A 21615-nucleotide genomic window follows, 5' to 3' on the forward strand; every position below is an offset into this window, starting at 1 on the left:
TCGGCGCTGCAAATGCTAGGGCTTGCGCCCTTCGCCTGATACCGGCGGCAACGTCACGCCGTAGATCTCGGCAAGGTCATCCAGCATGGCCTGCGCGGCAAACCAACCGCCCGCCGTCGCCCAGACGCCGTCGTCCACTTCGCTCACCCGTCCGTCCTGGACTGCCGGCAGCCGTGCCCACAAAGGGTCGGAAAGGAACGCGGCAGCCGCCTCCTTGCCCTTGCCGTCGCCTCTGTCATAGGTCAGCCAGAATATCCGGTCACCATCCATATCAGGGATGCTTTCCCGCCCGACCGCGATAGCAAGTCCGTCGCCCTGCTGCTGTGCCGGGCGGGTGAAGCCGGCATCATCAAGCACATGCCCCAGAAAGCTCCCTTTCAGATAGAGGTAGGTCTGGCCCGGCACGAAACGAACCACGGAAACGCGCTCGCCGGCATGTTCTCCAAGTCCGCCGCGCAGTGCATCCACGCGCGTGTCATAGGAAGCGAGCGCGGCCTCGCCTTCCGTCTGCCGATTGAGCGCGCGCGCCACGAAGACGAGATTGTCCTTCCAGGCTCCCAGGCCTTCCACGAAGACCGTCGGCGCAATGGCCGAGAGCTGGTCGTAGATCTCCTCATCCCGCTTGCGGCTGCCGATGATCAGATCGGGCTCAAGCGCGGCGACCAGTTCCACATTCACAGCCAATTCCGTGCCCAGATCGGCCGTGTCGGAAAGCCTGCCGCCAAGGTGCGGGTACCATGGATCGCCGTACCAGGAGCGCGTCGCCCCAACCGGCGTCACGCCAATGGCAAGGGCGGCTTCGGTGGTTTCATTGGTCAATGTGACCACGCGCCGGGGCGCGGGAGGAACCTCTGCCGTTCCCATCGCATGTTCGATCGTTTCGTCGGCCCGAACGAACCCGACTGAAGCAAGAGAAAGGAAAAAGAACGCGGCGGCAAGAAGCTTGAAAGGCATAGAGAGAACCCGGGACATTGAGAACAAGACATATTTCCTGACTATAATAGTCAATTTTGTCAATGGTCGATGCCCCGCATGCACATGCGCGGGAGCGGGTTTCGAAGATCAAGCGCAGGCCCGACAAGCATACGATGAAACACTGGCCGAAGGGGCTTTGCTGTGTGGAAGACTGTCGTCGGCCAAGTGAGAACCAGGCGGTTCGGGCCGAGCCATGTCTCCCCTCGGAGGATACCGTTCCGCACGTTCATTTTCGCGGGGCCGCCTTCGCCTTCGCGCAAAACCTCAAGATATCCAGATCACCACGCGCCACAATCGCCCCCCCAAGAAAACACGACATGTCACGGAGCGTCGAATCGTCCGTGGAAACGCCGTCAACACAGGGAAAGCAGACCTTTGGCAACGCCCTCAAGACCCTGCAGGAGCGCTAGGCAAACTATCTGATTGATATCTTTGGTGATCCCGACGCGATTCGAACGCGTGACCCTCAGATTAGGAATCTGATGCTCTATCCTGCTGAGCTACGGGACCACTCGCCTCTCAATACAAAAGCGAAGGCCCGATGAAAAGCCCTGAATTGCATGAAAGGCGTGGCGACATTCAGCCGCCCAGACGCGTCTCGGCAAGGCGGACCCAATAGGAGATGCCGTAGGGCAACGCCGCATCGTTGAAGTCATACTCGGCGTTGTGCAGCTCCGCGCTATCGCCGTTGCCCATCAGGATGAAGGCGCCCGGACGGGATTCGAGCATGTAGGAAAAATCCTCCGCCGCCGTCCAGGGCGCGAAATCCGTGTCGACTGCGGCCTCTCCCGCAATGCTGCTTGCCGCCGCGATCGCATGCCCCGTCTCCTCCGGGTGATTGACGGTCGGCGGATAGTTGCGTGTGTAGGTCACCGACGCGACGCCGCCATGAGAAAGGGCCGTCATCTCCGCGATAGCCTTGATCCGTCGCTCGGCTAGGTCGCGATTTTCCGGCGAGAAGGACCGCACCGTTCCGCCGAGCTCGGCCTCGTCGGGAATGACGTTATGGGCAAAGCCTGCGTGAAACTCGGTGATCGAGACGACCAGCGGGCTCACCGGGTCGGCATTGCGCGAGACGATTGTCTGGCAGGCGCTGACGATCTGACTGCCGATCATGATCGGATCGACCGATTTCTGCGGCTGGGCCGCATGGCCGCCGTCGCCCCTGACGACGATCCGGAATTCGTCCGTTGCCGCCATGATCGGGCCCGGCCGGATCGCGAAATGCCCGACAGGAATGCCCGGGAAATTATGCATGCCGTAGACTTCCGCGATATCGAAGCGTTCCATCAGACCGTCATCGATCATCGCCTTGCCGCCACCGCCGCCCTCTTCGGCCGGCTGGAAGATCAGCGCCACGCGACCGGCGAAGTTGCGGGTGTCGGCAAGAAGCCGGGCGGCGCCGAGAAGCATCGCCATATGGCCGTCATGGCCGCAGGCATGCATCTTGCCGTCGACTTTGGACGCCCATTCCTTGCCGCTCCTCTCGCCGATCGGCAGCGCGTCCATATCGGCCCTGAGCCCGATCGTGCGCCCGCCTTCGCGGTTGCCGCAGATGACGCCGACGACGCCCGTCCGGCCAATCCCCTCGACGACCTCGTCAACGCCGAAGGATCGCAATTGCGCAGCGACGAAGGCGGCCGTATTTTCGACATCATAGAGGAGTTCGGGATGCTGATGAAGAAACCGCCGCCATGTCGTGGCCTCGTCCTGGATCTGGGCGGCACTGTTCAACACCGGCATTAAGCATACCCCTGCAATTTTCTAAAATTCGTTGTAAAAGACGGTAATACATGTGGGACCGCACAGGACCGCACACAAGGATTTCATCCTTCAAGGCGTATATCGATACCGCGCATCAGGCAAGTGGAGACAGTTTCGTGTTGCAGACGACAAGACCCGCACATAGCCAGTTCAAAGCCCTGATGGCCTCGTGGCTGGTCGCGTTGGCTCTCGTCCTTGCGGCGGCGGCAAGCCCGGCGCTCGCCAGTCCCTATATCGTCGTTGACGCGAATACGAACCGCGTACTGGCTGCGGAAGAGCCGTTCAAGCGCTGGTATCCGGCTTCGCTTGCAAAGCTGATGACGGCCTATCTGGTGTTCGAGGACATGAAGGCCGGCCGGCTCGATCCGCAGGCCGCCATCACCTTCTCCGCCGCCGCGGCAAACGAACCCGCCTCGAAGATGTACTTCGCGCCGGGCACGCGGGTGACCGTCGACACCGCGCTGAAGATGATGCTGGTGCATTCGGCCAATGACGCCGCGCGCGCCGTTGCCGAACATGCGATCGGCGGGCGCGAGGCCTTCGTCAAGCGGATGAACGAAACAGCAAGGACGCTTGGCATGACAGATACGCATTTCGTCAACGCCAACGGCATGAACTCGATGAGCAACCCTCAGCCCGGCCAGTACACGACCGCGCGCGACATGGCGGTGCTCGCCATCGCCATCGAGAAGACATTTCCGGAATATCTCTATTATTTCACCATTCCGGGCATTGCCAGCGACAGCGGCAAATACCGCAACACCAATCTCCTGATCGGCAATTTCGACGGGGCGATCGGCATGAAGACCGGCTTCGTCTGCGCCTCCGGCTATAACCAGGTCTCGTTCGCAAAGCGCAACGGCCGCGAGGTGGTCGCCGTCGCCTTCGGCGCGCCGAGCGTGCCTGCCCGAGCCGAGAAGGCCGCCGAGCTGCTGGAGACCGGACTGACGACAAGCGACCGCGACGGGCCGCGGCTTGACAGCTATCTTCCGCCGGCCGCCCCCGATCGTCCGGTCGCCGATGTCACCAGCCAGATCTGCAGCGCCGAAGCGGCCGAGAACCGCGTGGTGCTGCGCGACGATGACGGCAATCTGATGTTTTCCTCGCCCTATCTGAAGCCGCTTGAGAAGGACTATCCGACGGTCGACGCCTATCGCCTTCCCAATGATACGGAAATGGCCGCGTCGTCCCTCGACAACCTCACCTCCGTACCCCTGCCCTATGCCCGTCCCGTCCAGTAGCCGCATCCATGTATAATCCGCCTGCCCCCATACCCGTCTCGATCGTCACCGGCTTTCTCGGCGCCGGCAAGTCCACGCTGCTGAACCGCCTGCTGAAGGACCCGGCGCTCAATGATGCCGCCGTCATCATCAACGAGTTCGGCGAGGTCGGCATCGACCATCTTCTCGTGCAGTCGTCCGGCGATTCGATCATCGAGCTTTCCAACGGATGCCTGTGCTGCACCGTGCGCGGCGAACTGATCGACACGCTGGCCGATCTTCTCGACCGGATCCAGACGGAGAAGGTGAAGCCGGTGAGCCGGGTGATCATCGAGACCACGGGCCTTGCGGACCCAGTGCCGGTGCTGCTCGCCATCATGGCCCATCCGGCGATCGCCGCTTCTTTCCGTATCGACGGCGTGGTGACCCTGGTCGATGCCCTGACCGGTGTGGAGACGCTTTCCCGCCATGAGGAGGCCGCGCGCCAGGCAGCCGTCGCCGACCGGCTGGTCATCACCAAGACAGACCTGGCAACGCCTGAAGCGCGCGATGAACTGCTGGTGAGGCTCAAGGGGCTGAACCCGCTGGCCGAGATCATCGATGTCTCCGATCCGGCAGCTTCCACACCGGCGCTGCTCGTCACCGGGCTTTTCGATGCCGCCCGCAAGACCGCGTCCGTCGGCGAATGGCTCACTGCGGAACAAGATGCCGGCGGCCATCATCATCACCACCACGACGTCAATCGCCATGACGCCCATATCCGCGCCTTCGCGCTCACAGCCGGCCGGCTGGCGTCGCCTGCGATCATCGAGGCTTTCCAGCACCGGCTTGCCGCCGAACACGGCGAAAAGCTGCTGCGGCTGAAGGGCGTGGTGGCGCTTGCCGGCGATGACCGGCCGCTCGTGGTCCACGGCGTGCGCGACACGGTCTATCCCGCAACCCGGCTTGAGGCATGGGAGGGAGAGCCGGCAACGCGTCTTGTCGTGATCACCAGCGACCTCGCGGAAGCCGTGGTGCGGGACCTGTTCGAAACCTATCTCGACCGCCCTGGCATCGACCGGCCCGACCGGGCAGCGCTCGACGACAATCCGCTCTCGGCCTTCGGCTTCAAGTATTAGGGTCTTCCCCGCGCGCAATCACGAAACGGTGGCCGGGCTCGGTCTTTTCTGACGCGAGCAGACGATGGCCTTTCTCGTTGCACAGATGCGGAATATCGATCACCGCCAGCGGATCGCTGGTCTCGATTGTCAGAACCGTTCCGGGCGGAAGCTGTGCCAGGCGCTTTTCCGTCTTCAGCGCAGGCAGCGGGCATTTCAGCCCGCGAAGATCGTAGTGATCGCTCGCCTGCCCGTCCTGCGTCACCAGAACTTCCAGAAGGGCTTGTCCTTCTTCGGCGGTTCCTCGGCATAGGCGGCCATCGGGCTTCTCTGCGGGATCGGCACATCGGAGACCGCCGGCATGTCGGCGGGGATATCCGGAATGGCGGCCGTCTGGGTCGCGGTGTCGACCTCCGGCGTTTCCAGCGGGCCGTATTTCGTCAGGCGATACTGTTCGATCGTGACGTAGCGCCCGGCCTCGAGCGAAGAGCCCGTCGGCTGGTAGAGCGGATCGGTCGGATCCTTGCGCAGATCGGCGACAAGCGCCTTGCGCTCAGCCTCGCTCGGATCGAGCCAGACCTTGTCGTCATTCTTCGCCAGCGCCTTTTCGAAGGCGTCCTGATAGTCGGTCCGGTAATCGGCGAGCGCCATCATGTATTGCGAGGGAATATTGGAGGCAAGCGCCGGGCAGGACTGGTCAGAGGCAAGCGCCCCGCCCTGTGCCGGATCCTTGTTGAAGACGTATTTGCCGCCGCAGACATCGACATCGGGCACCTGTTTGGTGACCTCGAAATAATCATAGCCTTCCTTCAGCATCTGCCAGAAGGGATAATTCTCGTTATAGCGGTGGCGCACCATGTTCTCAGCGGTCATGCGGAAGGGATAGGCCTGCAGCATGATGGCCTGCTGGCCGCCGGAAAAGGCGTCGCGGGCAAAGGCGAAGATCTCGAGAATCTGCTCGTCGGTCATCGAATAGCAGCCGCGCGAGGAGCAGGCGCCGTGGATCATCAGGTCGGAGCCGGTCAGCCTGTTGGCGCGGTCATAGCGGTTCGGATAACCGGTATTGATGGCGAGGAAATACTGCGAATAGGGGTTCAGCAGTCCCTTGGACAGCGGATAGAAGCCCTCCGGCGCCTGGCGGTCGCCTTCCTTCTTCTTCGGGCCGAGCTTGCCGGACCAGGCGCAGATCTCGTAGGTCTCGAGTTCGCCATAGGTGCCGTCGCGCTTCTGCTTCCAGATCTCGAGGATGCCCTCTTCCTTGAAGATCCGGATGGTGATCGGCGCGAGCTTGTCCATGTCCTGGGCGCGCATCTTGGCGACCATGGAAGACGGCAACGAGTAGTTCATCTTCTCCTGCACGGTGGAGAAGTCGGTACTATCAAAAAAGCTGTTGCAGCCCGTCAGCGCCAGTGTGGCGAAAACCATGGGGGCCAGGACATTCAAACGCATGGATGGAACCTGCCGGATTTTGCCTCAAAACGCAACGTCTCGGCCGTTGCGCAATCAATGATCATAATGCACAGCCAAACTTCAAGAAAGCGTTAACCGTTTCCCCGGAACCGCGCAAGCGGGCATCCCCTCACCTTTCCGGCATTACCGGGTTCTAGAGATTGCGCCCGATCGCGAGGAATTTCTGCCGCCGCTCGTTGCGGACCTCGTCGGCCGACATGCCGTCGAACTGGGCAAGCCCCTCGGCGATCTGGTCACCGGAGGCATCGATCACATGTTCGGCATTGCGGTGCGCGCCGCCGACCGGCTCGGCAACGATCTCGTCGACCACGCCGAATTCCTTCAGGTCGTGGGCGGTGATCTTCATGTTTGTCGCCGCTTCCTTGGCGCGGGCGGAATCGCGCCACAGGATCGAGGCGGCTCCCTCGGGCGAAATCACCGAATAGATCGCATGTTCCAGCATGTAGACGCGGTTTGCCGCCGCAATGGCGATCGCGCCGCCGGACATGCCCTCGCCGATGACGAGCGTCACCATCGGAACGCCGATCCTCAGACACATCTGCGTCGAACGGGCGATCGCCTCGGCCTGGCCGCGCTCCTCCGCGCCGACGCCCGGATAGGCGCCCTGGGTATCGACCACGGAGATCACCGGAAGGTTGAACCGGTCGGCAAGTTCCATCAGCCGGATCGCCTTGCGATAGCCCTCGGGGCGCGGCATGCCGAAATTGTGCTTCAGCCGGCTCTTGGTGTCGTGGCCCTTCTCCTCGCCGATGACGGCGACGGGGCGGCCGCGAAAGCGCGCGAGGCCGGCCTGGATGGCAGCGTCCTCGCCGAAATTTCGGTCACCGGCCAGCGTGGTGAAATCGGTGAACAGGCGCTTGGCGTAATCGACGAAATGCGGGCGCTGAGGGTGGCGGGCAACCTGCGCCTTCTGCCAGGGCGACAGTTTGGCGTAGATATCGTTCATCGCCTCGCTGACGCGGGTCTCCAGACGCGCGATCTCCTCGGAGGTGTCGATGCTTTCCTCGCCTTCGGAGGCAAGTTTCTTCAACTCGATAATCTTGGCTTCCAGATCGGAAATAGGCCTTTCGAAATCGAGATAGCTGTACATTTTCGAACTTTCCGTGGGTTAACTGACGCGCCCGGGCAGTAGCCCTGAAGGCTTCCTCTTTCAATTTAGTGCCGCTTATTCCCGTTTTTTAGCATGTTTTGCAAGGGGGTGATGCATTTCCACCAGTTCTCGCAACCGTTCTTCCAGCACATGGGTGTAAATCTGCGTTGTCGAAATGTCGGAGTGACCAAGCATTTCCTGCACCGCGCGCAGGTCGGCGCCGTTCTGCAGGAGATGGCTGGCAAAGGCGTGGCGCAGCACATGCGGCGAGATTGTCGTGGTCTTCAGACCGGCCCTTGCCGCAAGTCCCTTAAGGTCGCGGGCAAAGACCTGACGCGGCAGGTGACCGCTCGCGCTCCTCGAAACGAAAAGATGGGGATTGTCATCGCCCGTCTCGTCCGCGCGCGCCTTGCGCTCGGCATCAAAGGCCATCAGCGCCGCGTGGGCGCGCACCGAAAGCGGCACCGCGCGTTCCTTGTTTCCCTTGCCGCGAATGGTCAGGAAACGCTGGTTGGGCTTCAGCGCGCCGACCGGCAGCGTCACCAGTTCGGAGACCCGCATGCCGCTGGCATAGAGCGTTTCCAGAAGCGCGGCCATGCGCATGCGCTCGAACTGGCCCGGCCCCGGTTCGCGGGCCTCGCGCTGCGCCTGTTCCAGAAGCCTGTCGACATCGGTAACCGAAAGCGTCTTTGGCAGGGGCTGCGCCTTCTTCGGCGCGTCGATCACGCCGGTCGGGTCGTCCTCGCGCAGACCTTCGCCATAGAGAAACTGGTAGAACTGGCGGAGCGCCGAAAGCCTGCGCGACTGGGAACTGGCGGCAAAGCCGCGTTTGCCAAGGGCCGAGAGATAGGCAGTGATGTCGGCGCTCGAGGCAGCATCGGCGGCAATGCCGAGATCGATGAGGAAGTCGCGAAAATCGTCGAGATCGCGCTGATAGGCGGCAAGCGTGTTGTTGGCCGCGCCGCGCTCGGCGCTCAGCATTTCGATAAAGGCTTCAATATGGGCGCCCGAAAGATCCAATGGTGTTATCCGCGTTGAAACCCGAATTCTGCATAGCCCGGCTTGACGCCCTTAAAGCATTTGCCGATACGTGGCTGACAAAGAATGGGCGCAGTATGAACGCAAAGCAAGATACCGGCAAACCGGGGCTGAGGCAAAAGGCGCTTGCCGGGCTTTCCGGCCGCAACCTGATCCTCGTCGGCCTGATGGGCGCCGGCAAGAGCGCCATAGGCAAGCTCGTCGCCAACGCGCTCGACCTGCCCTATGTCGATACCGACCAGGAGATCGAGACCGCCGCGCGCATGACGATTTCCGACCTTTTCGCGCAATATGGCGAGCCGGAATTCCGTGCGCTGGAAACGCGGGTGATCGAACGCATCCTGGCGGAGGGGCCGGCTATCGTCTCGACCGGCGGCGGCGCGTTCGTCAATCCGGTCAATCGAGAACTGATCGCCCGTTCTGGCCTTTCCATGTGGCTGAAGGCCGATCTCGACACGCTTTGGGACAGGGTGCGCCGTCGCCAGACGCGGCCGCTTCTGAAGACCGAGAACCCGAAACAGACGCTCAAGGACCTGATGGACAAGCGCTATCCGGTCTATGCTGAGGCGGATGTGACCGTATTGTCGCGCAATGTCCGCAAGGAAACGGTGATGCGCGACGTGCTGAAGGCCCTTGCGGCCCTTGACGGAGGAAAGACGCGTGAAGAGTAGAGAGACAGCCGACAAACGCATCGTCCGCGTCGATCTCGGCAATCGTTCCTATGATATCCTGATCGGATCCGGCCTGCTGCAAAGCGCCGGCGGCGAGACGCTGGCCCGGCTTGACTGCCGCAAGGCGGCGATCATCACCGACACCCATGTCGCGCCGCGCTATCTCGACACGCTGACCGAAAGCCTGCAGACCGACGGCATCGAGACCTTTTCGCTGACACTGGCGGCGGGCGAGAAGACCAAGAGCTTCGAAAACCTTCATACCGCGGTCGATTTCATTCTCGATGCCCGTATCGAGCGCTCCGATGCGGTGATCGCGCTCGGCGGCGGCGTGATCGGCGATCTGGCGGGCTTTGCGGCAGCGATCGTGCGCCGGGGCGTGAACTTCATCCAGGTGCCGACCTCGCTGCTCGCCCAGGTGGATTCCTCCGTCGGCGGCAAGACCGGGATCAACACCCGTCAGGGCAAGAACCTCGTCGGCGCCTTTCACCAGCCGCATCTGGTGCTCGCCGATACCGACACGCTCGACACGCTTACCCCGCGCGAATTCGCCGCCGGTTACGCCGAGGTGGTGAAATACGGCCTGATCGACCAGCCCGATTTCTTCCACTGGCTGGAGAAGAACCGCAAGGCCGTGTTTTCCGGCGGCGCGGAGCGGGCGGAGGCGATCGCGCGGTCCTGTGCGGCGAAAGCCGCCGTCGTTGCCGCCGACGAGCACGAGAACGGCGTGCGCGCGCTTTTGAACCTCGGCCACACTTTCGGCCATGCTCTGGAGCGCGCGACCAGCTATGACGGTGCCCGCCTCGTTCACGGCGAGGGCGTTGCGATCGGCATGGTGTTGGCGCACGAGTTTTCCGCGCGCATGAACCTTGCGAGCCCCGACGATGCCAAGCGGGTGGCCGCGCATCTGAAGGACGCAGGCTTGCCAACCACGCTCGGTGATATTGACGGCGACCTGCCGCCGCCCGATATATTGATGGATGCAATCGGGCAGGACAAAAAGGTAAAGGGCGGGAAGCTGACCTTCATTCTGACGCGCGGCATCGGCGAGGCCTTCATCGCCGATGACGTGCCGCCGTCTGAGGTGCTGGCTTTCCTGACGGAAAAACAATCGCAATGACGCTGAGCGATCTATCGCACTTCTTCGCCGAACACTGGATGCTGATGGCCACGATCGTGGGCCTGATCGTCGTTTCGGCATTCTTCTCGGGCTCGGAAACGGCGCTGACGGCCGTCTCCCGCGCCCGCATGCACACGCTGGAACAGCAGGGCGACAAACGCGCCGGCTTCGTCAATGTGATGATCAACCGCCGCGACCGCCTGATCGGCGCGCTTCTGATCGGAAATAACCTGGTCAACATCCTCGCCTCGTCACTGACGACGACGCTGTTCCTGAGCATTTTCGGCGCCAATGGCGTGGCCTATGCGACGCTGATCATGACCGCACTTTTGGTGGTCTTCGCGGAAGTTCTGCCGAAGAGCTGGGCGATTTCTGCGACCGACCGCTTTGCGCTTGCCGTCGCGCCGCTGGTGCGCGTGCTGTTTTTCGTCATTGGCCCGCTCTCAAGCCTCGTCAATATGATCGTGCGCTTCATACTGGGCCTCTTCGGCGTGACGCTGACCAAGGGCAGCGAAATGCTGACCGCCCATGATGAGATCCGCGGCGCCGTCGACCTGCTCCATCGCGAGGGCTCGGTGATCAAGGCCGACCGCGACCGGCTCGGCGGCGTGCTTGACCTCGGCGAACTCGAGGTCTCCGACGTGATGATCCACCGCACGGCCATGCGCGCCGTCAATGCCGACGATCCGCCCGAAGCGGCGGTGAAGAGCGTGCTGGAAAGCCCCTATACCCGCCTTCCCGTCTGGCGCGGCTCGATCGACAACATCATCGGCGTGGTGCATTCCAAGGACCTGTCGCGCGCGCTCGCCGAACCGCATGCCGCCCCGTCGACGATCGACATCGTCAAGGTGGCGCAGAAGCCCTGGTTCGTGCCCGACAGCACCAACCTCAAGGACCAGCTCAACGCCTTCCTGCGCCGCAAGGTGCATATCGCCGTCGTCGTCGACGAATATGGCGAGGTGCAGGGCATCGTCACGCTGGAAGACATTCTGGAGGAAATCGTCGGCGACATTTCCGACGAGCACGATCTGGAAATCTCCGGCGTGCAGCAGGAGGCTGACGGCTCGATCGTCGTCGACGGCACGGTCCCGATCCGCGACCTCAACCGCGCGCTCGACTGGACGCTGCCGGACGAGGAAGCGACCACAATTGCCGGCCTCGTCATCCATGAAAGCCAAACGATCCCGGAAGAGCGCCAGTCGTTTACCTTCTACGGCAAGCGCTTCATCGTGATGAAGCGCGAGAAGAACCGCATCACCAAGCTCAGAATCCGCCCGCTCGGCGGGGCAGCCGCGGCAACGCCGCCGGCGGAGTGAGGCGGAAAACGATACGACCGCCTCCGGCTACTGGTGGTGAAGTCTATCCCCTCGGGCGACGTCATCCTCGGGCTTGTCCCGAGGATCTATCCACCTGTCCATATGGATGGCGTCGCCGCCGTGCAGCCGACTATCCCGTCCAATTTGACACGCCTATCGTGGCGAGACGTGGTTAGATGCTCGGGACAAGCCCGAGCATGACGGAAGAAAGTGGAGCAGGCTTTGTCAATAAAAACAGGGCGCCGGCTGCCCTACCATCACCAACGCGTCTTCTCGCCCGGCGCGGCCGCCTCGATGGCGAGTGCATGCAATCCGTTTTCGATTTCACCGGCGAGCGCCTCATTGACGGCACGATGACGTGCAAGACGATTCATCCCCTGAAACTTGTCGGAGACGATCCGAATCCTTAAATGGGTGATTTCGGGGGCGTCCGGCTCATCATAGTGCCCGGCATGCTGGGCACTTTCATCCATCAGCACCAGCCGTTCGGGGTTGAAGAGGCTTTTCAGCCTGTTTTCGATTTCGGCGGTTGACGACACTGTCTGCTCCTGATTTGTCCCTGCTTCGCGTTCTCACGCGTTAACGGTTCAGGAAGCCAGTAAGAAATCCCGTTGTCAATTCTTGTTGTGGCGGGATCACAAGGTCATAATCGAGCGCCATGAATCTTGACTCCAAATATTTCGATCGTCTGCGCACCAAGCGCAAACGCCCGGCATCGGCCAAGGCCGAGTCTGAAGCCGCTGCCGCCGTCTGCCAATGGGACGGCTGCAACAAGCCCGCAAAACACCGCGCACCCGTCGGCCGCAACGCCGAGGGGCAGTTCTTCATGTTCTGCTTCGAGCATGTGAAGGCCTACAACAAGGGCTACAATTACTTCGACGGCCTGTCCGACGGCGAGATCGCCCGCTACCAGAAGGAAGCGCTGACCGGCCATCGTCCCACCTGGACCGTCGGCGTCAACGGCGCGGCCCGCAAGACGCCGCTCAACGGCTCGAAAAAGGCCGGCAACACCGCGTCATTTTCGCGCATGCGCGATCCCTTCGGCTTTGTCGATGACGGCAAGGAGGGCGCGCCCAGGCGGCCGCGCCACCAGCGCAAGTTGAAGACGCTGGAATCCAAAGCCTTCGACACGCTGGGCCTGACGGCAGAGGCAACGCCCGACGACATCAAGAAACAGTACAAGGCTCTGGTCAAGAAGCACCATCCCGACGCCAATGGCGGCGACCGGGGCTCCGAGGAAACTTTTCGTGCCGTAGTGCAGGCATACCAATTGTTAAAGCAGTCCGGCTTCTGCTAGACCGTTTTTGACCGAAAGAGCAGCGCAGACGTTTGAGCGGCGCTTTTTGAAAAGGCCGCGCTGGAGACATGATGAGCAAGATTGAACTGGACTATTCCAACGCACCGGATACGACGGTTTCGGTTCGCGAAACCTTTGGTATCGATGTCGACCTTCAGGTTCCCGCCTATTCGACCGACGACCCCTACGTGCCGGATATCGACCCCGACTATCTGTTCGATCGCGATACAACGCTCGCCATTCTCGCAGGCTTTGCCCATAACCGCCGCGTGATGGTCTCCGGCTACCACGGCACCGGCAAATCCACCCATATCGAGCAGGTCGCCGCGCGCCTCAAATGGCCGTGCGTGCGCGTCAATCTCGACAGCCATGTCAGCCGTATCGACCTTGTCGGCAAGGACGCGATCGTCGTGCGCGACGGCCTGCAGGTCACCGAGTTCAAGGACGGCATCCTGCCCTGGGCCTATCAGCACAATGTCGCGCTCGTCTTCGACGAATATGACGCCGGGCGTCCGGACGTGATGTTCGTGATCCAGCGCGTGCTGGAAAGTTCCGGCCGCCTGACGCTTCTCGACCAGAGCCGCGTCATCAGCCCCCACCCGGCCTTCCGCCTGTTTGCCACCGCCAACACGGTCGGCCTCGGCGACACGACCGGGCTTTACCACGGCACGCAGCAGATCAACCAGGCGCAGATGGACCGCTGGTCGCTGGTGACCACGCTCAACTACCTGCCGCATGAGCAGGAAGTCGCGATCATCCTCGCCAAGGTCAAGAGCTTTGCCAAGACCGAGGAAGGCCGCGAAACCATCTCCAACATGGTACGCGTCGCCGATCTCACCCGCTCGGCCTTCGTCAATGGCGACCTCTCCACCGTCATGAGCCCGCGCACCGTGATCAACTGGGCCGAGAACGCGGAAATCTTCGGCGATGTCGGCTTTGCCTTCCGCGTCACCTTCCTCAACAAGTGCGACGAGCTCGAGCGCACGCTGGTGGCCGAACAGTATCAGCGCGCCTTCGGCGAGGAACTGAAGGAAAGCGCCGCCAACGTCGTCATCAGCGCCTGAGGATCAAGCCATGGCCGGCCCCGGCGACAACAGAAAGACCAATCCGCACGCGCCCGTGGACCTGGAACCGCTGCACCGCGCCGTGTCCGGCTGCGTGCGCGCCGTCTCCGGCGACAAGGAGGCGGAGGTCGTCTTCTCGCGCGATCGGCCGGGCATGAGCGGCAGCCAGATCCGTCTGCCGGAATTCTCCAAGCGCCCGACGGCAAGCGAGCTTGCGGTGGTGCGTGGCCTCGGTGATTCCATGGCGCTTCGCATGGCCTGCCACAATCCGGTGACGCATGCGCAGATGGCGCCGAGCGGCAGCGATGCCCAGGCGATCTTCGACGCGGTCGAACAGGCCCGCGTCGATTCCATCGGGGCCAAGCGCATGCCGGGCATGGCGCGCAACCTCGCCGCCATGCATGCGGAAAAATACGACAAGGCCAATTTCGCCGCGATTGACCGCAAGGAAGACGCGCCCGTTTCCGAGGCCGTCGCCATGCTGGTGCGCGAAAAGCTTTCCGGCGAGAAGCCGCCGGAATCGGCCGGTCAGGTTCTCGATTTCTGGCGCGACTTCATCGAGCAGAAGGCCTCCGTCGACCTCGACCGGCTGGCCGAGAACATTGATGACCAGCACGCCTTCGCCCGCACGATCCGCTCCATTCTCTCCTCCATGGAACTTGCCGACGATTATTCGGACGAGGACATGGAAAGCGAGAACGAGGAGGAAAACATCTCCGACGAGGAGCAGCCCCGTTCCGAACGCCAGAATGACGAGCAGTTCGACGAGGATGCCGGCAATGATTCTGCTCCCGCCGATGAAAGCGACGACAGCGACGAGGAGATGGACCAGGGCGAACTCGACGGCGCGGAAGTGGCCGATACCGAGCTTGATGAGGATGCCGACCCCGACAGCGAGGTCGCCGGCGAGACGAAGCGCCCGAACACGCCCTTTGACGACCTGAACGAGAAGGTCGACTACAAGGTCTTCACCGAGGAATTCGATGAGGAGATCCGGGCCGAGGAGCTGTGCGACCAGGAAGAGCTGCAGCGCCTGCGCGGCTATCTCGACAAGCAGCTTGCCCATCTTCAGGGCGCGGTCGGAAGGCTCGCCAACCGCATGCAGCGCCGGCTGATGGCCAAGCAGAACCGCTCCTGGGATTTCGATCTCGAGGAAGGCTATCTCGATACCGCCCGCCTGCCGCGCATGGTCATCGATCCGATGCAGCCGCTCTCCTTCAAGATGGAGCGCGACACCCAGTTCCGCGACACGGTGGTCTCGCTGCTGATCGACAATTCCGGCTCGATGCGCGGTCGCCCGATCACGGTTGCCGCCACCTGCGGCGATATTCTCGCGCGCACGCTGGAACGCTGCGGCGTGAAGGTGGAAATCCTCGGCTTCACCACCAAGGCCTGGAAGGGCGGGCAGAGCCGCGAGAAATGGCTTGAGGAAGGCAAACCGACGACCCCGGGTCGGCTCAACGACCTGCGCCACATCATCTACAAATCCGCCGACACCCCCTGGCGCCGCTCGCGCGCCAATCTCGGCCTGATGATGCGCGAGGGCCTGCTCAAGGAAAACATCGACGGCGAGGCGCTGATCTGGGCGCATGACCGGCTGATGGCGCGGCCCGAACAGCGCCGCATCCTGATGATGATCTCCGACGGCGCGCCGGTCGATGATTCCACGCTTTCCGTCAATCCCGGCAATTTCCTGGAAAAGCATCTGCGCGCAGTGATCGAGCATATCGAGACCCGCTCTCCGGTCGAACTGCTCGCGATCGGCATCGGCCATGACGTGACGCGTTACTATCGCCGGGCCGTCACCATCGTCGACGCCGACGAACTGGCCGGCGCCATGACCGACCAGCTTGCCGGGCTGTTCGAGGAACAGGCCGCCGGCATCTCCAGGGGCAGAAAACGTCGCTGATGAAAGCCGCCTCTGTTTTTCTGGCGCTGGCGTTGGTCGCGACGCCGGCTGCCGCTGCCGTCATCCCGGTTGATGCCATCCCGATCGAGACATTCGCGCCTGAAAAGGACACGGATCGTTTCGGCCGCCTCGAATTCATCGGCGGGCTGACACTCACCTCGCCCGATCCCGATTTCCAGTCCCTTTCCGCCATTCGCTTCCTGCCAGACGGCCAGCGCTTCATCGCCGTTGCCGATACCGGTGAATGGGTCGACGGACGGGTGACGCGCGATGCGTCCGGCCGGCTTTCCGGTCTTCAAGGTGTCACCGTCACGCCGATGAAGAATGCGAGAGGCGTGCATGCGGGCAAGAGCGGCATGGATGCCGAGAGCCTGGTGATCGCCGGCGACCGCATCTATGTGGGCTTTGAAGGCCGGCATCGCATCGATGTCTATCCGCTTTCCGGACATGACCGGGCGAATGCGTCCGCGGGGCCGGATTTCCTGATCCCGACCTATGAGCTCAGGCGCAATGGCAGTTTCGAGGCGCTTGCGGCTGACGATGCCGGCCGCATGGTGGCGATCGCGGAAAAGAGCATCGACAAGAACGGCAATCTCTTCGCCGCCGTCATTCGCGGGCCGCAGAAGGGCATCTTCAAGGTCGTCAAGCGCGAGGGCTATGACGTCACCGACGCGGCCTTTCTGCCGGGTGGCGACCTGCTGGTGCTGGAGCGGCGCTTTTCACTGCTTTCCGGCGTGGCCATGCGCATCCGCCGCCTGCCCGGCAGCGCCATCCATCCCGGTGCGGTGGTTGACGGACCGGTGATCATGCAGGCCTATGGCGGCACGCACCGGATCGACAATATGGAAGGCATGGACGTCATCCGCGCCGATGACGGCTCCCTCCATGTCATCCTCGTCTCCGACGACAACAATTCGCCGCTGCAGAACACGCTGATGCTGGAGTTCAGGCTGGTCGACTGACGTCCGGCGCGACCATGGCCTGAAGCATGGCAAGGCCCTGAACATTGATCCGCTGCGCTTCTTCCGGAGCAAGATCGTCCCAGTTTTCCGCAAACCAGCGGTCCAGAGCGCGGGCGGCAGCGAAAACCATGTCGATGATCAGTCCCTGCGGCATGTCGGTGCGGATGGCGCCAAGCCTCTGGCCGTGCGCGACAAGGATGGCGGCGCCCGTCCTGAGGCGTCCGAGCGGCACTTCCAGAGCCCTTTCAGTCTCCTGACCCTCATAGATGGTTCGCCCGAGCGCTGCCGTTTCGTGCTCGGCGATGAGAAGCGCGCCCAATTGCTCGAAGGCAGCGTTGAGCGCGTTCCAGAACCCGGCCCGATCCCCGGCCTCAACGACGCGCGCGAAATCGAGCCGACCGGAAAGACGGGCGAGCGCGCGGTCAATGACTGCGCAATAGAGGTCGGCCTTGTCGTGGATGTAGTAGTAGGCCTGCCCCTTGCTCATCTCCGAGGCCTTCAGGATGGCATTCAGCGAAGCGCCGGAGAACCCGCGTTCGGCAAAGTCCGCCGTCGCTGCCGCAAGCAGTTTCTCGCGGCGTTCAGGCGCCAGCGTCTTCAGCCGCTCCAACGCTGATTTTCCCTCCGCCATCGGCTTCCCGGTTTTGCTCGATGCCATTTCCATACTTCCATTGACGCAATTAGACCACTGGTCTAATAGACACAGTAACCATTATTCAGCGGGCCTTCCACCGCAGAAACGAGAAAAAGGAGATGACCGATGCGCTGGCGCGGTGTCAATCATGTGGAATTCTCGGTGATCGACTACGAAAACTCGGTCGCCTTCTACGACAAGATGTTCGGCTGGCTCGGCTACAAGAGCTTCTGGACCATGGATATCGGCTATCGCTCGACCTATTACATGGCGCGCTTTCCCTTCCCCCACAGCTATATCGGCATCCAGCCGGCAAAGACCGGCGGCAAGCTCGATCATGAAGCGCGGGCAACGGGCATCCACCACATCGCGCTCTGGGCGAAAAGCCGCCGCGAGGTCGACCGGTTCCACAGGGAATTTCTCGTCTGGAATTCGGTTCCCGTCACCGAGACGCCCGCCGAATATCCGGTCTATGCGCCGGGCTATTACGGCGTCTTCTTCGACGACCCGATCAACGGCATCCACTGGGAGCTTGCGCATATTCCGAAGATCGCCTCGCCTGGCGCCTATCTGCGCAGCAGGCGTGCCTGGAAAGACGCAGAAATGCAGCATCCCGAATGGGACGGCTCGCCCGCAAGGAAGGCTTTCCGCACACTGCCGCGCGGCTAGCGCAGCGTCCTTTGTGCGTCCGAATGGACTCACGGCGCCTTAATGCTCAAAGACTGTCCTCGCGCACCCAGACGCTGACGCTGCCGGCATTGACGGGAAAGGCTGCACGGCCTTCCCCGTCCGTTTCAACCGCGTCTTCCCGGTGACCGAGGAAATCGCGGAAGGTGGCATTGGCGTGCGCTTCGCCGAGGTCCACGTCCTTTGCCGTCTCCTCGCCATTGGTCAGCACCGTCACGGATCCGGGGGCCTCGCCGGTTCCCTCGCGCACGACCGCCAGACAGTTCGGATCGTCGAAGTAAAGCGTCTCCGCGCCATTGGCAAAGCGCTTTCGCGCCTCGATCAGCTTCGGCAGGCATTCGATCCTCGGCATGTCGATATCATATTCCGCTCCGTCCGAGCCATTGTCGCGATACCGAGCGCCATAAAGATCGGCGTAGAAGACGCTCGGCACGCCCTGTTCGCGCATCAGGATCAGCGCATAGGCAAGCGGCTTGAACCAGGGCTCGACGGCAGCCTCGAGCGATTGCAGCGGCTGGGTGTCGTGGTTTTCGACCAGCGTGACGGCATGGTCCGGCACCTCGGCAACCAGCGTGCCGTCAAAGATGGTGCGCATGTCGTAGTCGCCGCCGGCAGCCGAGGCATCGTGGAAACGGTGATGCAGGCCGACATCGAACAGCATCAATTGCCGGTCAACCAGGTCGAGATAGGCCCTCAGCGCATCGATTTCCGGATGCCAGTATTCGGCGACGACGAACATGTCCTCCTTCACGGTCTCGCGCATATGGGCGATCCAGTCGCGGAAGAACCAGGCCGGAATGTGCTTTGCGGCATCCAGCCTGAAACCGGCGACCGGCACCTGCTCCGAAAGCCAGCGTCCCCAATATCTCAGCTCTTCCGCCACGGCACGGTTGCGGAACTCGACGTCGGCGCCGATCAGATAGTCGTAATTGCCGAGCTCCTGATCAACCTCGTCGTTCCATTCGCCCTCGCCATATTCGTTGACCAGGCGGAAGACGCCGGTCTCGTCCGGATCCTCGATATAGTCGACGCCGGTGAAGCATTTGTGCGTCCAGACAAATTCGGAATGGGCCCCGTTGCGGCCCGGGAAGGTGAAGCGGGTATAGGCCAGCGCCTCGAAGGCCTCGTCCTCGATCTCTGTGCGATCCTCAGGGTCGGCGCGGCGCACCATCACCCGTTCCTTCTCGTCCGCGCCGAGCTTGTGATTGAAGACCACATCATGGATGGCGCCGATGCCGTGGCCGGCAAGCGTGTGGCAGGCATTTTCAAGAGCTCCGCGGTCGCCGTATTTGGTGGCAACCGTTCCCTTCTGGTCAAATTCGCCAAGGTCGAAGAGATCATAGGTGTCGTAGCCGACAGAAAACCCGCCCGCAGCCCCCTTGGAGGCCGGCGGCAGCCAGATGTCGGTAATGCCCATGCCGGCGAGTTCCTCCGCCTTTCCCGCCACTTCGTCCCAGAGCGTCCCGCCCGCCGGATAATACCAGTGAAAAAACTGAAGCAGCACGCGTCCGGCCATGTTCATCCTCGCCTTTTTCAGGAGACCCGCCCGTAAACGGCCAGGCTCGCCAATAGTTCCCGCACGCAGGGGGCTTGCGGCGGCTGCACCCTTTGCGCCGGGCCGAGAATTGTGCAAACAAGACTTGACGGCTGTCACCCGCCGCGCCGATATCCTCCCCATGACGGCGACCAGAAGGAAGACCCCCATGCAAGAGACCATCATCCGCGCCAATCCGGAATTTGCCAAGGACGAGCTTCGTCCGCGCATCTTGCATATCGGCTTCGGCGGTTTCGCCCGCGCCCATCCGATGGTCTACCTGCAGGAAGGCATGAACAAGGCCGGCGGCGATTTCGGCGTCGTTGCCGTGCGCCTGAATTCGGGCATGGAGGAATTGACCGCGCTGGACGAAGCCGGCCATAACTATCTGATCGCCGAGATGGATGCCGAAACGGTGACCGCGCGCAAGATCGGCGTGGTCACCGGCACCTGTCACCCCAAGCGCGACGGCATCGATACGCTTCTCGACCTGATCGCGTCCGAACCCATGGCCGTGATCAGCCTGACCATTACCGAGAAAGGCTATTGCGTCAGGAACGGCCATCTGGATCTCGAGAACAAGGGCATCATCGCCGATCTCGCCAACCCGGAAGAACCCGGCACAGCGATCGGCGTCATCGTCGAGGGCCTGAACCGCCGCCGGAAAGCAGGCCGCGACGGGCTGACCGTGCTGTCCTGCGACAACCAGCCGGACAATGGCAAGCTTGCCCGCGCCGCCGTGCTCTCCTACGCCCACCAGCGCGACGGAAAGCTGGCCGACTGGATCGACGCCAATGTCTCCTTTCCCTCCACCATGGTCGACCGCGTGGTCCCTGCGCTGGACGATTACGGTCGCGGCGTTCTGCGTTCGTTGAATGACGGCAAGGATGACGAGAACGGCATTGTCTGCGAGCCCTTCCGCCAGTGGGTGATCGAGGATGATTTCGCCACAGACCGCCCGCCCTTTGAGGAAGGCGGGGCGATGATGACCGATGACGTCCGCCCCTTCGAGATGATGAAGCTCAGAATGCTGAACGGTGCGCATACATTTCTGGCCATGCTGGGCAGCCTTTCCGGTCTCGAAACCGTCTCCGCCTGCATGGAGGACGAGGTCTTCCGCAGGGCCGCGCGCCAGATCATGATGGACGAGCAGCGCCCGACGCTGCCGGAGATCGACGGCGTCAGCTTCGAGGAATATGCCGACGCGCTGATCCACCGCTTCGCCAATCCGAAGCTGAAGCACCGAACCTCGCAGATTGCCTGGGACACCAGCCAGAAACTACCGCAGCGTCTTCTCCACGGCATCGAGATCAATATCCAGAACAACCATCCCTGGCCGCTTCTGGCGCTCGCCGTTGCCGGCTGGATCCGTTTCATCAAGATGACGGCGGAGAATGGCGGCAAGCTGACGGACCCGCTTTCCGAAGAGCTTCTCGCGGAAGCCAGGGCCTATGACGGCGACCAGCTTGTCGACCGCATTCTTGCCAACGAATCGATTTTCGAAGAGGACCTGCGCCGCGAACCGGCCTTCCGCTCGGCGATAACCGGCGCCTACCGCTATATCGTGGAAAAGGGACCGCGCGAGGCCGTTGAGGCCGTGCTGAAGGCTTGACTACAGGCGGGAGATTTTCCCGTCTTGGCATCGTGAGCGCTCGTCCCAAGCGCTCGTTTCTTCCGTCATGCCGGCCTTGAGCCGGCATCCTGTGTATAGCGGCTTGTGGTATGATGTGTGCGGGCGGAAGGTCGTCCGGCATCCTGGTCGTTAGA

20 protein-coding genes and 1 tRNA gene are annotated in these 21615 nt (G+C 62.3%); 11 read left to right on the forward strand and 10 right to left on the reverse strand.

All coding sequences use genetic code 11. The features are described from left to right. Positions 1-15 precede the first annotated feature (15 nt). From GGR30_RS20580 to GGR30_RS20590, 3 genes are all read right to left on the reverse strand, one after another. Entirely contained in the window at positions 16-828 is an 813-nt protein-coding gene (locus GGR30_RS20580; RefSeq protein WP_343066529.1) for an iron-siderophore ABC transporter substrate-binding protein, read from the reverse strand. 580 nt (positions 829-1408) lie between these two features. Then, positions 1409-1485: transfer RNA gene (locus GGR30_RS20585), tRNA-Arg, on the reverse strand. A 69-nt stretch (positions 1486-1554) separates the two neighbouring features. Next, positions 1555-2718 carry a M20 aminoacylase family protein gene (locus GGR30_RS20590; RefSeq protein WP_183490668.1) on the reverse strand — a complete coding sequence of 388 codons (1164 nt, stop codon included), beginning with the start codon at positions 2716-2718 and terminating at the stop codon, positions 1555-1557. A 137-nt stretch (positions 2719-2855) separates the two neighbouring features. Here GGR30_RS20590 and GGR30_RS20595 point away from each other — a divergent pair, with 137 nt between their 5' ends. Beyond that, entirely contained in the window at positions 2856-3980 is a 1125-nt protein-coding gene (locus GGR30_RS20595) for a serine hydrolase (RefSeq protein ID WP_183490670.1), read from the forward strand. Between the two features lie 8 nt (positions 3981-3988). Beyond that, positions 3989-5077 carry a CobW family GTP-binding protein gene (locus GGR30_RS20600; RefSeq protein WP_183490672.1) on the forward strand — a complete coding sequence of 363 codons (1089 nt, stop codon included), beginning with the start codon at positions 3989-3991 and terminating at the stop codon, positions 5075-5077. Here the strand turns inward: GGR30_RS20600 and GGR30_RS20605 are convergent. From GGR30_RS20605 to xerD, 4 genes are all read right to left on the reverse strand, one after another. Continuing rightward, the gene (locus tag GGR30_RS20605; RefSeq protein WP_183490674.1) at positions 5067-5321 is read right to left on the reverse strand and encodes a sulfurtransferase TusA family protein; all 255 of its coding nucleotides are present in this window, start codon (positions 5319-5321) and stop codon (positions 5067-5069) included. The two genes, GGR30_RS20600 and GGR30_RS20605, sit on opposite strands and share 11 nt — an antisense overlap. Further along, on the reverse strand, positions 5318-6505 hold the full coding sequence (locus tag GGR30_RS20610) for a L,D-transpeptidase family protein (RefSeq protein WP_183490676.1): 1188 nt from the start codon (positions 6503-6505) through the stop codon (positions 5318-5320). The genes GGR30_RS20605 and GGR30_RS20610 overlap by 4 nt, the downstream gene beginning before the upstream one ends. A 154-nt stretch (positions 6506-6659) precedes the next feature. Then, positions 6660-7616 carry an acetyl-CoA carboxylase carboxyltransferase subunit alpha gene (locus GGR30_RS20615; RefSeq protein ID WP_183490678.1) on the reverse strand — a complete coding sequence of 319 codons (957 nt, stop codon included), beginning with the start codon at positions 7614-7616 and terminating at the stop codon, positions 6660-6662. A 75-nt stretch (positions 7617-7691) separates the two neighbouring features. Next, a complete protein-coding gene (gene xerD / locus GGR30_RS20620) occupies positions 7692-8636 on the reverse strand; it encodes a site-specific tyrosine recombinase XerD (protein WP_183490680.1) in 945 nt (314 codons plus the stop codon). 95 nt (positions 8637-8731) lie between these two features. On the opposite strand from xerD, the gene GGR30_RS20625 reads away from it, so the two are divergent. From GGR30_RS20625 to GGR30_RS20635, 3 genes are read left to right on the forward strand one after another with little or no spacing between them, the layout of a single operon-like run. Further along, a complete protein-coding gene (locus GGR30_RS20625; RefSeq protein ID WP_246414067.1) occupies positions 8732-9325 on the forward strand; it encodes a shikimate kinase in 594 nt (197 codons plus the stop codon). Further along, positions 9315-10445 (forward strand): 3-dehydroquinate synthase, encoded by a 1131-nt coding sequence (gene aroB, locus GGR30_RS20630; RefSeq protein WP_183490684.1) that lies wholly within the window; start codon positions 9315-9317, stop codon positions 10443-10445. Before GGR30_RS20625 ends, aroB begins: the two co-directional genes overlap by 11 nt. A 38-nt stretch (positions 10446-10483) precedes the next feature. Beyond that, a complete protein-coding gene (locus GGR30_RS20635) occupies positions 10484-11761 on the forward strand; it encodes an HlyC/CorC family transporter (RefSeq protein WP_425488370.1) in 1278 nt (425 codons plus the stop codon). 257 nt (positions 11762-12018) lie between these two features. Here GGR30_RS20635 and GGR30_RS20640 read toward each other — a convergent pair whose 3' ends face one another. Next, a complete protein-coding gene (locus tag GGR30_RS20640; RefSeq protein WP_138749941.1) occupies positions 12019-12300 on the reverse strand; it encodes a BolA family protein in 282 nt (93 codons plus the stop codon). Between the two features lie 119 nt (positions 12301-12419). Here GGR30_RS20640 and GGR30_RS20645 point away from each other — a divergent pair, with 119 nt between their 5' ends. From GGR30_RS20645 to GGR30_RS20660, 4 genes are all read left to right on the forward strand, one after another. Further along, a complete protein-coding gene (locus GGR30_RS20645; RefSeq protein ID WP_024707804.1) occupies positions 12420-13058 on the forward strand; it encodes a J domain-containing protein in 639 nt (212 codons plus the stop codon). 71 nt (positions 13059-13129) lie between these two features. Beyond that, the gene (gene cobS / locus GGR30_RS20650) at positions 13130-14122 is read left to right on the forward strand and encodes a cobaltochelatase subunit CobS (RefSeq protein WP_183490686.1); all 993 of its coding nucleotides are present in this window, start codon (positions 13130-13132) and stop codon (positions 14120-14122) included. A 10-nt stretch (positions 14123-14132) separates the two neighbouring features. Next, positions 14133-16031, forward strand: a complete 1899-nt coding sequence (gene cobT, locus GGR30_RS20655) for a cobaltochelatase subunit CobT (protein ID WP_183490688.1) — start codon at positions 14133-14135, stop codon at positions 16029-16031. Then, positions 16031-16993 carry an esterase-like activity of phytase family protein gene (locus GGR30_RS20660; protein WP_183490689.1) on the forward strand — a complete coding sequence of 321 codons (963 nt, stop codon included), beginning with the start codon at positions 16031-16033 and terminating at the stop codon, positions 16991-16993. Before cobT ends, GGR30_RS20660 begins: the two co-directional genes overlap by 1 nt. Here GGR30_RS20660 and GGR30_RS20665 read toward each other — a convergent pair. Further along, on the reverse strand, positions 16977-17651 hold the full coding sequence (locus GGR30_RS20665; RefSeq protein ID WP_183490692.1) for a TetR/AcrR family transcriptional regulator: 675 nt from the start codon (positions 17649-17651) through the stop codon (positions 16977-16979). The genes GGR30_RS20660 and GGR30_RS20665 overlap by 17 nt on opposite strands. Before the next feature lie 102 nt (positions 17652-17753). Between GGR30_RS20665 and GGR30_RS20670 the strand changes: the two genes are divergently transcribed. Next, complete coding sequence (locus GGR30_RS20670; RefSeq protein ID WP_183490694.1) at positions 17754-18296, forward strand: VOC family protein; 543 nt, start codon at positions 17754-17756, stop codon at positions 18294-18296. Positions 18297-18342: 46 nt separating this feature from the next. Here the strand turns inward: GGR30_RS20670 and amyA are convergent, their stop codons facing one another. Further along, a complete protein-coding gene (gene amyA / locus GGR30_RS20675) occupies positions 18343-19830 on the reverse strand; it encodes an alpha-amylase (RefSeq protein WP_183490696.1) in 1488 nt (495 codons plus the stop codon). Positions 19831-20017: 187 nt separating this feature from the next. Between amyA and GGR30_RS20680 the strand changes: the two genes are divergently transcribed. Further along, on the forward strand, positions 20018-21460 hold the full coding sequence (locus GGR30_RS20680) for a mannitol dehydrogenase family protein (protein WP_183490698.1): 1443 nt from the start codon (positions 20018-20020) through the stop codon (positions 21458-21460). The last annotated feature ends 155 nt before the right edge of the window (positions 21461-21615 follow it).

It is taken from the genome of Martelella radicis, assembly GCF_014196625.1.
In the GTDB taxonomy this organism is placed as follows: domain Bacteria; phylum Pseudomonadota; class Alphaproteobacteria; order Rhizobiales; family Rhizobiaceae; genus Martelella; species Martelella radicis.

Excerpts from the sequence above, each read along its gene's own strand:
- GGR30_RS20590 (WP_183490668.1), bottom strand. The coding sequence starts at position 2,718 with ATGCCGGTGTTGAACAGTGCCGCCCAGATCCAGGACGAGGCCACGACA.
- GGR30_RS20600 (WP_183490672.1), top strand. The coding sequence starts at position 3,989 with ATGTATAATCCGCCTGCCCCCATACCCGTCTCGATCGTCACCGGCTTT.
- GGR30_RS20610 (WP_183490676.1), bottom strand. The coding sequence starts at position 6,505 with ATGCGTTTGAATGTCCTGGCCCCCATGGTTTTCGCCACACTGGCGCTG.
- GGR30_RS20615 (WP_183490678.1), bottom strand. The coding sequence starts at position 7,616 with ATGTACAGCTATCTCGATTTCGAAAGGCCTATTTCCGATCTGGAAGCC.
- GGR30_RS20625 (WP_246414067.1), top strand. The coding sequence starts at position 8,732 with ATGAACGCAAAGCAAGATACCGGCAAACCGGGGCTGAGGCAAAAGGCG.
- GGR30_RS20635 (WP_425488370.1), top strand. The coding sequence starts at position 10,484 with ATGCTGATGGCCACGATCGTGGGCCTGATCGTCGTTTCGGCATTCTTC.
- GGR30_RS20645 (WP_024707804.1), top strand. The coding sequence starts at position 12,420 with ATGAATCTTGACTCCAAATATTTCGATCGTCTGCGCACCAAGCGCAAA.
- cobS (WP_183490686.1), top strand. The coding sequence starts at position 13,130 with ATGAGCAAGATTGAACTGGACTATTCCAACGCACCGGATACGACGGTT.
- cobT (WP_183490688.1), top strand. The coding sequence starts at position 14,133 with ATGGCCGGCCCCGGCGACAACAGAAAGACCAATCCGCACGCGCCCGTG.
- GGR30_RS20660 (WP_183490689.1), top strand. The coding sequence starts at position 16,031 with ATGAAAGCCGCCTCTGTTTTTCTGGCGCTGGCGTTGGTCGCGACGCCG.
- GGR30_RS20665 (WP_183490692.1), bottom strand. The coding sequence starts at position 17,651 with ATGGCATCGAGCAAAACCGGGAAGCCGATGGCGGAGGGAAAATCAGCG.
- GGR30_RS20670 (WP_183490694.1), top strand. The coding sequence starts at position 17,754 with ATGCGCTGGCGCGGTGTCAATCATGTGGAATTCTCGGTGATCGACTAC.
- amyA (WP_183490696.1), bottom strand. The coding sequence starts at position 19,830 with ATGGCCGGACGCGTGCTGCTTCAGTTTTTTCACTGGTATTATCCGGCG.
- GGR30_RS20680 (WP_183490698.1), top strand. The coding sequence starts at position 20,018 with ATGCAAGAGACCATCATCCGCGCCAATCCGGAATTTGCCAAGGACGAG.